Origin of the sequence: Nocardia farcinica, from assembly GCF_029867845.1 — a bacterium.
Taxonomy (GTDB): Bacteria; Actinomycetota; Actinomycetes; order Mycobacteriales; family Mycobacteriaceae; genus Nocardia; species Nocardia farcinica_A.
In genome coordinates, this window is sequence record NZ_JARWRU010001107.1 from 1 (window position 1) to 15,124 (window position 15,124).

A 15,124-nucleotide genomic window follows, 5' to 3' on the forward strand; every position below is an offset into this window, starting at 1 on the left:
CCTCGCGCCTTCCCCGGCCGCGAGGGGGTCGCGGTCGTCCGGGGTGGGGGTGTGCGCCACCCGGACGGCGGGCCCACCTGCCGGTTTCGGCGGGTGCTCCCGGGGCCGGTACGGTATCGGGCAGGGGTGGGACCCGGCAACTGGGTTGCCGGTCCGGGCGGTGTCATACTCCGGCCGCGTGTCCGAAGGGAGGAACGGGCGCCGGGGCCGAGATGGCGCGTGACGTCCGGGGCGGACCGTCCGTCGTGCCCTCCGTCGGAAACGGATACCCCTGCCTCTCGCTCCCGCACGCGCCGGTATTGTGATCTGCGTCACGGCCTGGCAACGGGCTGGAACGAGGGGACGATTAGACAACGATCGCCGACGGTGGTCGGGGGCAATGGCGCTGCGGTCGACTTCGGCCCGGAATGCGCCGGCGCAGGAGAACGGCCCAACTGGGCCATGACTGACGCGAGAGGTTGTGCAGCCGGATGGAAAGCGCTCGTCGGACTGCGGGTACACGGACTGCGGGCGGTCGCCGCCGGCGTTCCGGTGCGTCCCTACTTCCGCAGGTGCTGACGGCGGCGGTCGAGTCGGCTCCCGACGCGCAGGCGCTGCGGTTCAACCCCACCGGTGATCCGGCCGACCAGCGCGGGCTGACCTATCGCGAGCTCGACGAGCAGTCCTCGCGGCTGGCCCGCGAGCTGATCGCCCGCGGTCTCGGCCCCGGCGACTGCGTCGCCATGGGCATCGCCCGCTCGGTCGAGTCGGTGACCGCGCTGTGGGCGATCGCCAAGACCGGCGCCACCTATGTCCCGGTCGACCCGGCCTACCCGCCCGACCGCATCGCCCACATCCTGTCCGACTCCGGCGCCCGCGTCGTCCTGACGACCTCCGCCCACCGGGGCACCCTGGCCGCCGCCGGGGTCGACCCGGAGTGGATCGAACTCGACGATCCCGCGCAGCTGGCGCGCGTCGCCGCGCACCCGGCCCACCCGATCTCCTACGCCGACCGGGTCCGCCCGCTGACCGCCGACCATCCGGCCTGGATCATCTACACCTCCGGTTCCACCGGCAAGCCCAAGGGCGTGCAGGTCTCCCATCACGGCCTCGGGCCGACCGTCGCCGCGGGCGCGCGCATCGGCGTCGGCGTCGGCACCAGGATCACCCATCTGACCTCGCCCAGCTTCGACTTCTCCCTCATGGAGATGCTGTTCGCGTTCCCGCAGGGCGCCACGCTGGTCGTCGCCCCGCCGATGGTGTTCGGCGGCGTGGAGCTGGCCGAGCTGATCCGCCGCGAGCAGGTCGGCGTGCTGATGATGACCCCGGGCGCCCTGGAGTCGGTGGACCCGGCCGGCCTCGACTGCGTCCGCACGGTGGTCGTGGGCGGTGAGAAGGTCGGCGACGAGCTGGTGAAGCGCTGGCGCACCCCCGGCCGCGCCGTGCACAACGTCTACGGTCCCACCGAGACCACGATCATCGTCACCGGCATCGAGTTGCGCGAGGGCGAGTCGGTCACCATCGGCAACGCCTTCCCCGGCATCGGGTCCTATGTGCTCGACCCCCTGTTGCGCCCGGTGCCCGCGGGCGTGGTCGGCGAGCTGTACCTGTCCGGGCCCACGCTCGCGCACGGCTACCGCAACCGTCCCGATCTGACCGCCGAGCGTTTCGTCGCCAATCCGTTCGTGAGTCAGACCGAGGGCGCGGGCAGCAGGATGTACCGCACCGGCGACCTGGTGCGCCGCCGCGAGTCCGACGGCGCCTTCGAATACATGGGCCGCAGCGATTTCCAGGTCAAGATCCGCGGTCTGCGCATCGAACTCGGCGAGATCGACAGCGCGCTGCTGACGCACCCCGACATCGACTACGCGGCGACCCTCGGCGTCACGCTGCCCTCGGGTGCGACCACGCTGGTGGCCTACGTGCTCAGCCGGGTCGGGCGGGCGCTCGACACCACCGAGGTGGCCGAGTTCGTCGGCAAGAGCCTGCCCGCCTACATGGTGCCCTCCTCGATCATGGTGCTCGACGAGCTGCCGCTGAACGCGGTGGGCAAGCTGGACCGGGACGCGCTGCCCGCGCCGGTGTTCGCGGGCCGGGATTTCCGCGCCCCCTCGGATCGCTTCGAGCAGATCGTCGCCGACGTCTACGCCGCGCTGCTCATGCCCGATGCCGATCCCGGCGATCCCGGCGCCAGGGTCGGCGCCGACGACGACTTCTTCGCCCTCGGCGGCAACTCGCTGATGGCCACCCAGGCCGTGGCCCGCATCTCCGCCGAACTGGGCGCCCGCGTGCCGCTGCCGCTGCTGTTCGAGGCGCCCACCGTCTCCGAGCTGGCGGCGCGACTGCGCGAGCAGGCCGGTGCCGACACCGGGCTGCCGCTGCGTGCCCGGCCGCGCCCCGAGCACATCCCGCTGTCCTACGCCCAGCAGCGCATGTGGTTCCTCAACCGCTTCGACACCGACAGTGCGGTGAACAACATCCCGGTCGCGGTGCGGTTGTCCGGCGCGCTGGACGTGGCGGCGCTGCGCGCGGCGGTCGGCGATCTGGTCGCCCGCCACGAGGTGCTGCGCACGGTGTACCCGGAGGTCGACGGCGCGGGCACCCAGGTGGTGCTGCCGGTGGACGATCCGCGTGCGGTGCCCGCGCTGGACGTGGTGCCCGCGACCGAGGCGGATCTGGTCGATCAGGTGATCGCGCTGGCGAGCGAGGGCTTCGACGTGGTGCTCGCGCCGCCGATCCGGTTGCGGCTGTACGCGCTGGCCCCCGCCGAACACGTGCTGGTGTGCGTGGTGCACCACATCGCCGCCGACGGTTTCTCCATGGCCCCGCTGACCCGCGATCTGATGTCGGCCTACTCCGTGCGGGCCGAGGGCGGAGAGCCGGATCAGCCGCCGCTGCCGGTGCAGTACGCCGACTTCGCGTTGTGGCAGCGCGAGGTGCTCGGCCGTGAGGACGACCCGGAATCGCTGCTGGCTCAGCAGGTCTCGTTCTGGCGCGAGCAACTGGCCGGCTTGCCCGAGCAGCTCGACCTGCCGTCGGACCGTCCGCGTCCGCCGGTGATGTCGAACCGTTCGGCGGGTTACTCCTTCGCGCTGGACGCCGAATTGCACCGCGCCCTCAGCGATCTGGCCAAGCAGCACAATTCGACGCTGTTCTTCGTCGTGCACGCCGCGATGGCGGTGCTGCTGGCCCGGCTGTCGGGCACCTCCGACATCGCGGTGGGCACCCCGGTGGCCGGTCGCGGCGAGGAGGCCCTCGACGATCTGGTCGGCATGTTCGTCAACACCCTGGTGCTGCGCAGCCGGGTCAACCCCGACGAGAGCTTCGCCGAACTGCTCGCCGACGTCCGCGAGACCGACGTGGCCGCCTTCGCGCACGCCGACCTGCCCTTCGAGCGACTGGTGGAACTGCTCGACCCGGCCCGTTCGATGGCGCGGCACCCGCTGTTCCAGGTCATGCTGACCTTCCAGAACATGGCACACACCGAGCTGCGGCTGCCCGGCCTGACCGCCTCGGCGCTGGAGCTGGGCGCCCCGCCGGCCAAGTTCGATCTGGAACTGACCCTGGTGCCGCACGAGGTGGACGGCGTCCCGGCCGGGCTGGCCGCGACCTTCATCTACGCCACCGACCTGTTCGACGAGTCGACCATGGCCGGTTTCGCCGAGCGCCTGCGCCGCATCCTGACCGCCGTGGTCGCCGACCCGCAGCGCAGCGTCGGCGGCATCGAACTGCTGGAACGCTGGGAACAGCAGCGCATCCTGCGCGACTGGAACGACACCGCGCACCCGCTCGCCCCCGAACTGCTGCACGAGGCCTACCGGCGCGCGGTGGTCGAGCACGCCGACCGGGTGGCCGTGGCGTACGAGGGCGCCGAGCTGACCTACCGGGAGTTCGACGAGCGGGTCAACCGCCTGGCCCGGCTGCTGATCTCGCAGGGCGTCGGCCCGGAATCGCTGGTCGGCCTCGCCATCCGGCGCTCGCTGGACCTGGTGGTCGGCATGTACGCGATCGTGACCGCGGGCGGCGCGTATGTGCCGCTCGACCCGGATCACCCGGCCGAGCGCATCGCGCACATCCTCGACACCGCCGACCCGGTGTGCGTGCTGTCGACCACCGCCGACGCCGACGCGGTGCCGCCGGGCATCGACGTGCTGCACGTGGACACCGTCGACCTGTCCGGGGTGTCCGGCGCGCCCGTGGCGCCGCAGGAACTGCCGCGCCCACTGCGCCGCGACAACCCCGCCTACGTCATCTTCACCTCCGGCTCCACCGGACGGCCGAAGGGCGTGGCGATCTCGCACGGCGCCATCGACAACCAGACCTGCTGGATGCTCTCGGAGTACCCGATGGGTCCGGGGGATGTGTACCTGCAGAAGACGGCGACCACCTTCGACGTCTCGCTGTGGGGCTACTTCATGCCGCTGCGCACCGGCGCGAAGCTGGTGGTGGCCACCCACGACGGCCACCGCGATCCGGCCTACATCGCCGAAACCATCGCCGCCCAGCAGGTCACGGTCACCGACTTCGTGCCGTCCATGCTGACGGTCTTCGCCACCCACACCGCGCCCGGCTCGGTGCCGACGCTGCGCGATGTGTTCGTCATCGGCGAGGCGCTGCCGCCGGAGACCGTCGCCGAGGTGCGGGCGATGTCGGACGCGGCCGTGCACAACCTGTACGGCCCCACCGAGGCCGCCGTCTCGGTGACCTACTGGCCGGCGAGCGCGGCCGACACCAGCACCGTGCCGATCGGCAGGCCGCAGTGGAACACCCGCGTCTACGTGCTGGATTCGCGGCTGCGCGCGGTGCCCGCCGGGGTGATCGGCGAGCTGTACCTGGCCGGTGACCAGCTGGCCCGCGGCTATGTGGCCCGCCCCGACCTGACCGCCGACCGGTTCGTCGCCAACCCCTTCGAGCCGGGCAGGCGCATGTACCGCACCGGCGACCTCGTGGTCTGGCGTGACAACCCGCACCGGCTGGAATATCTGGGCCGCACCGACTTCCAGGTGAAGTTCCGCGGCCAGCGCATCGAGCTGGGCGAGATCGAGACCGCGCTGCTGGCCCATCCCGCGATCAGCCAGGCGGTCGCGCTGGTCGTGCCCACGGCCACCGGCGACCAGCTCGTCGGTTACGTCGTGCCGCGGCCGGGGGAGAGCGTCGAGGTCGACGACCTGCTCGAGACGGCGGCCAAGAGCCTGCCCGCGTACATGATCCCGGCCGCGATCGTGGTGCTCGACGCCTTCCCGCTCAACACCTCCGGCAAGCTCGACCGCAAGGCGCTGCCCGAACCGACCTTCCGGGCCAGGCAGTTCCGCGCGCCGAGCACCCCGATCGAAGAGTTGATCGCGGGCGTCTACGCCGAGCTGCTCGGCCTGGACCGGGTCGGCGCCGACGACGACTACTTCGCCCTCGGCGGCAACTCGCTGTTGGCCACCCGCGCGGTGGCCAGGCTGAACGAGACGCTGGAAGCCAGTGTGACCGTGCGCGACCTGTTCGAGGCGCCCACGGTGTCCGGGCTGGCCGCGCGCCTGGTGCCCGGCGCGGGCGGTGCGGTCCGGCCGCCGTTGACCAAGCGGCCTCGGCCCGAGCGGGTGCCGTTGTCGCTGGCCCAGCAGCGCATGTGGGTGCTCAACCAGCTCGACCCGGCCTCGGCCGCCTACAACCTGCCCTTCGCGATCCGGCTGTCCGGGGAACTCGACACCGACGCGCTGCGCCTCGCGGTCGAGGACGTGCTGGTGCGCCACGAGGCGTTGCGCACCCGCTTCCCGGTGACCGCGCCGGGCGAGCAGCCCTATCAGCAGGTGCTGCCGGTCGCCGAGGTGCTGCCGCACGGTCTGGAGGTGGAGACCCCGGCCGACCCGGCGGGCCGCATCGGCGAACTGCTCGCCGCGGGCTTCGACGTCACCGAGGCCGCGCCGCTGCGCATCCGGCTGCTCGCGGCCGGGCCGCGCGAGCACGTGCTGGTGCTGGTGGTGCACCACATCTGCGCCGACGGCGTCTCGCTGGCCCCGCTGGCCCGTGACCTGGTCACCGCCTATCTGTCGCGCAGCGGCGGGGAGGCGCCGGGCTGGGCGCCGCTGCCGGTGCAGTACGCCGACTTCGCGCTCTGGCAGCGCGAGGTGGTCGGTTCCGAGGACGATCCGCAGTCGCCCGCCGGGCGGCAGCTGGCCTACTGGCGCGAGCAGCTGGCCGGGCTGACCGGCGCGCTGGATCTGCCGCTCGACCACCCGCGCCCGCCGGTGCCCTCCGAGCGCGGCGCGATCGTCGGCCTCGAGGTCGAGCCGGATGTGCACGCCGGCCTGGTCCGGCTGGCCCACGAGCACCGGGCCTCGCTGTTCATGGTCGTACACGCCGCGCTGGCGGTGCTGCTGGCCCGCATGTCGGGCAGCTCGGACATCGCGGTTGGCACCCCGATCGCCGGGCGCGGCGAACGCGCGCTCGACGACCTGGTCGGCATGTTCGTCAACACCCTGACCCTGCGCACCGAGGTCGATCGCGGCGAGGGCTTCGCCGAGCTGCTCGACCGCGCCAGGGAGACCGACCTGGCCGCCTTCGCGCACGCCGACATCCCCTACGAGCGGGTGGCCGAGGAGGTGCAGCAGGCCAACAACGATCAGGGCCCGCTGTTCCAGGTCGCCATCGCCTTCGAGGACTACGCCCCGCCGAGCGCGCAACTGCCTGGCCTGGCGGTCTCGCTGCTGGACTCCGACGCGATCAGCGCCAAGTTCGATCTGCAACTGGTGGCGCAGCCGCGGTTGAACGACGACGGCACCCCCGGCCCGCTCAGGGTCTCGTTCACCTACGCCACCGATCTGTTCGACGAGGCGACCATCGCCGCTCTGACGCGGCGCTTCGAACGCATCCTGCGCGCGGTGCACGCCGACGCCGACGCGATCGTGGGCGACATCGACATCCTGGAGCCGGAGGAGCGCGGCCTCATCGCCGACACCACCCGCGACCAGGGCCGGGCCGCCGAGGCCGAGGACGACGACGAGGTGGTCACCACCGGCGGCACCGAGCTGCCGCAGCTGCTGACCGCCGTCGTGGAGGACGATCCCGACGCCCCCGCGCTCGCGGGCGGCGAGACCGAGATCAGCTACCGCGAGCTGGACGCGGAATCCTCGCGCCTGGCCAGGGTGCTCATCGCCCGGGGCATCGGGCCCGACAGCACGGTCGCGCTGGCGGCGGAACGCGGCGCGGAGTTCGCGGTGGCGGTCTGGGCGGTGCTCAAGACCGGCGCCGCGCTGGCCCCGGTCACCCCGGCGCGGCCCGAGCCCGCCGACGGCCCGCCCGCCGATCTCGGTCTCGTGGTGGGCGCGCACGAGGCGTTCACCGGCGAGCAGTGGCTGCGGCTGGACAGCCCGCAGGCGCAGGCGCAGATCGCCGCCGAGTCGAGCAGGCCGGTCACCTACGCCCACCGGGTGCGGGTGCTGCGCGGCGAGCATGCCGCCCTCGTCCCGGCCACCGGCGAGACCGTCTCCTACGACGAGCTGGCCGCCGCGAGCGACCGTCTGCAGGCCCGAACCAAGCTGACCTACGAGTCGCGCACCTTCCGGTTCGGCCCCGCCACCACGGCGGCGGCGTTCGTCGAGGTCGTCGCGGCGGGTGCGGCGGGTGCGACGCTGGCGTTGCCCGCGTTCGACGCCGAGGGCGGTGTGTCCGCCGCGGCCGCCGGCCCGGTCGAGCGCGGCGAGGCGCTGGCCGAGGAGTGGGTCACCCACCTGCTGACCGACCGCGCGGGCGCGGCGGCGATCGACCTGGCCGCGGTGGCCGACCTGCAGGCGGTGGTGCTCGACGACGGCGGACAGCTGGGCGACGGGATCGAGGCCGAGGTGTTCGCGGTGTCCGATTTCCTGCGGTCCGCGCACCGGAGTGACTGATCTCACCTTCGGGCCTGCCGCCGGACAGCACGCGTTCACCTGCCTGAACCATGAGGGTGGGAAGATGTGACGCCCGCCCGCGCCTGCTCGGTGTAGCGCGACCTGGTCACGAAACGACAACTTCGTCGTGACAGGCTCGTCGTGACAGGCTAGGCGGCGGCGTACAGCACATCGGGCGGTGACAGGCCGACGCGGCATCGCTCGCTGTGACGAGTAACAGGGCAGGCGTCGGACGCGCGGCAGAAGTGGGTAGGTAGTTCTCGAATGGTGGATCGGTTGGTTTGCTGGCGGACGCTCTCGCGGGTCTCGACGCCGGGAGCGCAGGCGTGACCCGGGCTGCTCGCGTACGGCCCGCCCGTACCCGCCGTCCCCGCCTGACCGCCCTGCCGCAGCTGATGGCCAAGGCCGTGGAGGCCAATCCGAGCGGCGTCGCGGTGTTGTGCGCCGACGCCACCGACACGCTCGGCTCGCTCACCTACGCCGAACTCGACGAGCGTTCCACCCGGCTGGCGCGCGCGCTGATCGCCCGTGGCATCGGCCCGGAGGATCTGGTCGCCCTCGGCATCCCGCGTTCGGTGGAGTCGGTGCTTGCGTGCTGGGCGGTGGCCAAGACCGGCGCCGGGTTCGTGCCCGTCGACCCGAACTATCCCGCCGACCGGGTGGCGCACATGCTGTCGGACTCCGGCGCGGTGGTCGGCATCACCGTCGCCGAGGTGCGCGGCGAACTGCCGGGCGAGGTCGAGTGGTTGGTGCTCGACGACCCGGCCACCGAGTCGCTGCTGGCGGCGCAGTCCACCGAGGCGATCACCAACGACGACCGGGTGCGCCAGGTGCGCGCCGAGAATCCCGCCTACGTCATCTACACCTCCGGGTCCACCGGCATGCCCAAGGGCGTCGTGGTCACCCAGGCCGGTCTGGCGAGCTTCTGTGACGAGCAGCGCGAGCGGTACCGGGTCACCGAGACCTCGCGCACCCTGCACTTCGCCTCGCCCTCCTTCGACGCCTCGGTGCTGGAACTGCTGCTGGCCGTCGGTGGCGCGGCCACCATGGTCGTGGTCGCTCCGACCGTGTACGGCGGTGCGGAACTGGCGGCGCTGCTGCGGCGCACCGAGGTCACCCACGCCTTCATCACCCCGGCCGCGCTGGCCTCCGTCGACCCGGCGGGGCTGGACGCGTTGCGCGTGGTGGTCGCGGGCGGCGAGGCGGTCCCGCCGGAGCTGGTACGGCGCTGGGCGATTCCGCTGGCGAACGGCCGGGTGCGGGAGTTCTACAACGGGTACGGCCCCACCGAGACCACCATCATGACCAACATCAGCGACCCGCTCGGCGCGGGACAGCTGGTGACCATCGGCGCGCCGATCCGCAATGTGACCGCCTACGTGCTCGATTCCCGCCTGCGCCTGGTGCCGACCGGCGTCACCGGCGAGCTGTATCTGGCGGGCGCGCAGCTGGCGCGCGGCTACGGCAACCGGCCGGGGCTGAGCGCGGGCCGGTTCGTGGCCAATCCCTTCGCCGACAACGGCGCCCGCATGTACCGCACCGGCGATCTGGTGCGCCGCCTGGCCACCGGTGAGCTGGAGTATCTGGGCCGCAACGACTTCCAGGTCAAGATCCGCGGCTTCCGCATCGAGCTCGGCGAGATCGACGCGGTGCTGGCCGCGCACGAGCTGGTCGACTTCGCGGTGACCGTCGGCCACCAGCTCGACAACGGCAGCACGATCCTGGCCGCCTACGTGCACGCCGCCGACGGTGCGGCCGTCGAGCAGTCCCGTCTGGTCGACGAGCTCACCGCGCTGGCCGAGCAGCACCTGCCCGCGCACATGGTGCCCACCTCCATCACCGTGCTCGACACCATCCCGCTGACCCCGGTCGGCAAGCTCGACCGGCGCGCGCTGCCCGCCCCCCCCCAGCACACCAGGGAGTTCCGTGCCCCCAGCGGCCGGTTCGAGGAACTGGTCGCGCAAATCTTCGACGATCTGGTGGGCGACGGCTCGCCGATCGGCGCGGCCGACGACTTCTTCGAACTCGGCGGCAACTCGCTGATCGCCACCCAGGTCGCGGCCCGTCTCGGCGCGGCGCTGGAGACCAAGGTGCCCACCCGTCTGGTGTTCGAGCACTCCTCGGTGTCCAAGCTGGCCGAGCGGCTGGCCGAGCTGTCCGGCTCCGGCGCAGGCGGCGCCCGCGAGGAACTGCGCGCCGGGCCGAGGCCGGAACGCGTCCCGCTGTCGCTGGCGCAGCAGCGCATGTGGTTCCTCAACCGCTTCGATCCCGAGTCGGCGGCCTACAACATCCCGATCGCCATCCGGCTGTCCGGGGCCCTGGACACCGCCGCGCTCACCGCGGCCTTCGACGATCTGATCGCCCGCCACGAGGTGCTGCGCACCGTCTACCCGGAGACCGCCGAGGGCCCGGTGCAGCAGATCCTGCCGCCGGGGGAGCGCACCCCGCGGCTGGAGCTGCGCGAGGTCGCGCCCGAGCGGGTCCGCGAGGCGGTCGGCGAGCTGCTGGCCGCCGGCTTCGACGTGACCGCCGAGGTGCCGCTGCGCGCGGTGCTGTTCCGGGTCACCGGGCCGGGGGAGACGTCCCCGGACGGGACAGCGGCGGCGCGGGAGTACGTGCTGGCGCTGGCCGTGCACCACATCGCCGGTGACGGCTCCTCCGGCGGCCCGCTGACCAGGGACCTGATGACGGCCTACGCCGCGCGGACGGCCGGGCGCGCGCCGGAGTGGACGCCGCTGCCGGTGCTGTACGCCGACTACAGCATCTGGCAGCGCCGGGTGCTCGGCAGCGAGGACGACCCGGGGTCGCTGGCCGCCGCCCAGATCGGTTACTGGACGCGGGAACTGGCAGGCCTGCCCGACCAGCTCGACCTGCCCGCCGACCGGCCGCGTCCGGCGGTGCAGTCCTTCGACGGCGGTGTGGTCGACATCCGCGTGGACGCCCAGCTGCACCGGGCGCTGTCCGAGCTGGCCCGCGCCGAGGGCGCCACCCTGTTCATGGTGGTGCACGCCGCGCTGGCGGTGCTGCTGTCGCGGTTGTCCGGCGCCGACGACATCGCCGTTGGCACCCCGATCGCCGGCCGTGGCGAGGCCGCGCTGGACGACCTGATCGGCATGTTCGTCAACACCCTGGTCTTCCGCAGTCGCGTGGACCCGGGCGAGTCGTTCACCGGGCTGCTCGCCCGCCAGCGCGAGACCGACCTACAGGCCTTCGCCAACGCCGACGTGCCGTTCGAGCGGCTGGTGGAGGTGCTCAACCCGGTGCGTTCCACCGCGCGCCACCCCCTGTTCCAGGTGGGCTTCTCCTTCCAGAACCTGGCCGAGGCCACCCTGGAGCTGCCCGGCCTGACCGTGGCCGGCCTGGACGTGGACACCCACGTCTCCCAGTTCGACCTGCACTGGATCATCGGCGACAGTTACGACGGCGAGGGCGCTCCGGCGGGCCTCGGCGGCGCGCTGACCTACGCCACCGCGTTGTTCGACCGCGGGACCGCCGAGGTCTTCGTCGACCGGTTCGTGCGCCTGCTGCGCGAGATCGTCGCCGCCCCGGCCACCCCGGTCGGCGACATCGACCTGCTCGATCCCGCCGAGCGCGAGCGCATCCTGGTGCGCGCCAACACCACCGGTCACCCGTTGCGGCCGGGCACCCTGGCCGAACTGCTCGACACCGCGGTCGCCTCGGCCTCCTCGCACGCGGTGGCACTGGTGGCCGACGACGGCGCCCGGGTGTCCTGGTCCGAACTCGACGCCCGCGTCAACCGGCTGGCCCGCCAGCTCATCGCGCGCGGCGTCGGCCCGGAGACCAGGGTGGCGCTGGCCATGCGGCGCGGGGTGAACCTGGTGGTCGCCATGTACGCGGTGACCCGCGCGGGCGGCGCGTACGTGCCGGTCGACCCGGACCAGGCCGCCGACCGCACCGGCTACATCCTGCTCACCGCCGCCCCCGTCCTCGTGCTCACCGACGAGGCCACCGACTTCGGCTCCGCCACGGTGCTGCGGGTGGACGGCCCGGCGCTGAGCGCGGGCTCGGCCGATCCGATCACCGACGCCGACCGGATCGCCCCGTTGCGCCCGGAGAACACCGCCTACGTCATCTTCACCTCCGGGTCCACCGGCCGTCCCAAGGGCGTGGCCGTGCCGCACGCCGCGGTGGTCAACCAGTTGCGCTGGAAGGCGGCCGAATTCGGGCTGGCCGCCGACGACGCGGTGCTGCTGAAGACGGCGGCGACCTTCGACCTGTCGGTCTGGGAGTTCTGGTCGGCGGCGGTCTGCGGCGGCAGGCTGGTCGTCGCGAGCCCCGACGGCCATCGTGACCCGGCCTACCTGAACCAGTTGATGGACCGCGAGGGCGTGACCACCCTGCACGTGGTGCCCTCCATGCTGGAGGCGCTGCTCGCCGTCTCCGGCGGCGCGCTGCCCGCCTCCCTGCGCCGCGTCCTCGCCATCGGCGAGGCGCTGCCCGCCGCCACCGCACAGCGCACGCTGGCCGCCGGGGTGGCGCTGTTCAACCTCTACGGTCCCACCGAGGCCGCGGTGTCGATCACCAATCACGCGGTGACGCCGGACGATCAGGTGTCGGTGCCGATCGGCGCACCGGAGTGGAACAGCCGGGTCTACGTGCTCGACGCGCGGCTGCGGCCGGTGCCGGTCGGCGTGCCCGGCGAGTTGTACCTGGCGGGCGACCAGCTGGCGCGCGGCTACTTCGGCCGCCCCGACCTCACCTCGGACCGGTTCGTGGCCAACCCCTTCGAGCCGGGCGCGCGCATGTACCGCACCGGCGACGTGGTGGCCTGGAACGCCGCGGGCGAGCTGGACTACCGTGGCCGCACCGACTTCCAGGTGAAGGTGCGCGGTTTCCGCATCGAGCTCGGCGAGATCGAGGCCGCCCTGCTGGCCCGGCCCGGTATCGCGGCCGCGGCGGTGGCCGCCAAGTCCGATCCGCACACCGGCGACCTGCTGGTCGGCTACCTGGTGCCCGCCGACCAGGGCGCCGAGCCCGATGTGGCGGCGATCGGCGCGGCGCTGGCCGCCCGCCTGCCCTCCTACATGATCCCCGGTGCGTGGGTGGTGTTGCCCGAGCTGCCGCGCAATGTCAACGGCAAGCTGGACCGCAAGGCCCTGCCCGACCCGGTCTTCCAGGCCCGCGAGTTCCGCGCGCCGACCACCGCGATCGAGGAGATGGTGGCGGGGGTGTTCGCCGACCTGCTCGGCGCGCCCCGGGTCGGCGCGGACGACGATTTCTTCGCCCTCGGCGGCAACTCGCTGATCGCCACTCAGGCCGCCGCCCGGCTCGGCGCGGCGCTGGACGCCGAGGTGCCGGTGCGGCTGCTGTTCGAGGCCTCCACCGTGGCCGCGCTCGCGGTGCGGGTGGAAGGCCTCGCCGGTGCGGGCGGGCGGCCCGCGCTGACCCCGCGCCCGCGCCCTGAGCGCATCCCGCTCTCGCCCGCCCAGCAGCGCATGTGGCTGCTCAACGGCATGGGCGCGAGCAGCGCCGTCTACAACATCCCGGCCGCGGTGCGGCTGTCCGGCGAGCTGTCGGTGCCCGCGCTGCGCGAGGCCATGGCCGACGTGCTGGCCCGCCACGAGGTGCTGCGCACCGTCTACCCGGCGCACGAGGGCGTGGCCCACCAGGTGGTGCTGCCCGCCGACCGGGTGGCGCCCGCGCTCACCGCGCAGGTGGTGCCCGCCGCTGAGGTGCCCGATCGGATCGTGCGCGCGGTGAGCGCGGGCTTCGACGTGACCGCCGAGGTCCCGGTGCGCGTCGAGCTGTTGCGGGTCGCCGAGGAACCCGGCGAGCACGTGCTGATCCTGGTGGTGCACCACATCAGCGCCGACGGCTGGTCGATGGCCCCGTTCACCCGCGACCTGATGATCGCCTACGCCGCGCGCGCGGCGGGCGCCGCGCCCGCCTGGCAGCCGCTGCCGGTGCAGTACGCCGACTACGCGCTGTGGCAGCGCGAACTGCTCGGCGACGAACAGGACCCGCAGTCGGTGGCCGCGCGCCAGCTCGCCTACTGGCGCGAGGCGCTGGCCGGCCTGCCCGACGCCCTCGATCTGCCGTTCGACCGGCCGCGTCCGGCGGTGCAGCAGACCGCGGCGCGTTCGGTGCCGCTGCGCGTCGACGCGGCCACCCACCGGGCCCTGCTCGCGGTGGCTCGCGAACGCAACGCCTCCCTGTTCATGGCGGTGCACACCGCGCTGGCGGTGCTGCTCGCCCGCTGGTCGCGCTCGGGCGACATCGCCATCGGCTCGCCCATCGCGGGCCGAGGCGACGCCGCCCTCGACGACCTGATCGGCATGTTCGTCAACACGCTGGTCTTCCGCAGCCGCGTCGACACCGGCAGGTCCTTCGCCGAGTTGCTGAGCAGTCAGCGCGAGACCGACCTGGCCGCCTTCGCACACGCCGACGTGCCGTTCGAGCACCTGGTGGAGGTGCTCAACCCGGTGCGCTCCACCGCGCGGCACCCGGTCTTCCAGATCATGCTGGCCTTCCAGAACCAGGCCCGCGCCGGACTGGAACTGCCCGGCCTCTCGGTCTCGGCGATGGAGTTCGACGCCGAGCAGACCGAATACGACCTGCAGCTCATGCTCGGCGACGGCTACGACGAGCACGGTGAGCCGACCGGCATCGAGGGCCGGATCCTGTTCCCGGTCAGCCTGTTCGACGAGCCGACGGTGGCGACGCTGGCGCGCCGGTTCGAGCGCCTGCTGGCCGAACTGGCGAGCGAACCGGTGGTGCCGGTCGGGGATCTGGACTGGCTGACCGAGGACGAACGCGCCGAGGTGGTCGAGTTGCGCAACGCCACCGGCCACCAGCTCGACCCCGAGGCCACCCTGGTCTCGCTGTGCGCGCTCGGCTCGCGCATCGACCCGCGCGCCACCGCGATCGTGGACGGCGCGCTCACCGACCGGCGCACCGAGATCAGCTACGCCGACTTCGACGCGCGGGTGCATCGCCTGGCCAGGCACCTGATCTCGCTCGGCGTCGGCCCGGAGAGCCCTGTGGTGGTGGCGCTGCACCGCGGGGTCGGGTTGCTGGTGGCCATCCACGCGGTGCTGCGGGCGGGCGGCGCCTACGTCCCGATCGATCCCGAGCATCCCGAGGACCGCATCGCCTACGTCCTCGACCTGTCCGAGCCCGCCTGCGTGCTCACCGACGCGGCGGCGGGCGTGCGCACCGAGCGCGCGCCGGTGATCCGTCTCCCCGAGCTGGATCTTTACGGTTACTCCGCCGCGCCCGTCACCGCCGCCCCGCGGATCGCCCCCCGG

The 15,124-nt window shown here is 73.0% G+C and carries 2 protein-coding genes; both read left to right on the forward strand.

Features of this window, described 5'->3' with window-relative positions:
• The first annotated feature begins 470 nt into the window (after positions 1 to 470).
• Complete coding sequence (locus tag QH283_RS24430; protein ID WP_432420772.1) at positions 471 to 7,856, forward strand: amino acid adenylation domain-containing protein; 7,386 nt, start codon at positions 471 to 473, stop codon at positions 7,854 to 7,856.
• A 326-nt stretch (positions 7,857 to 8,182) separates the two neighbouring features.
• The coding region (locus tag QH283_RS24435; RefSeq protein ID WP_280505281.1) for a non-ribosomal peptide synthetase at positions 8,183 to 15,124 on the forward strand (6,942 nt) is incomplete at its 3' end.

Excerpts from the sequence above, each read along its gene's own strand:
- QH283_RS24430 (WP_432420772.1), top strand. The coding sequence starts at position 471 with ATGGAAAGCGCTCGTCGGACTGCGGGTACACGGACTGCGGGCGGTCGC.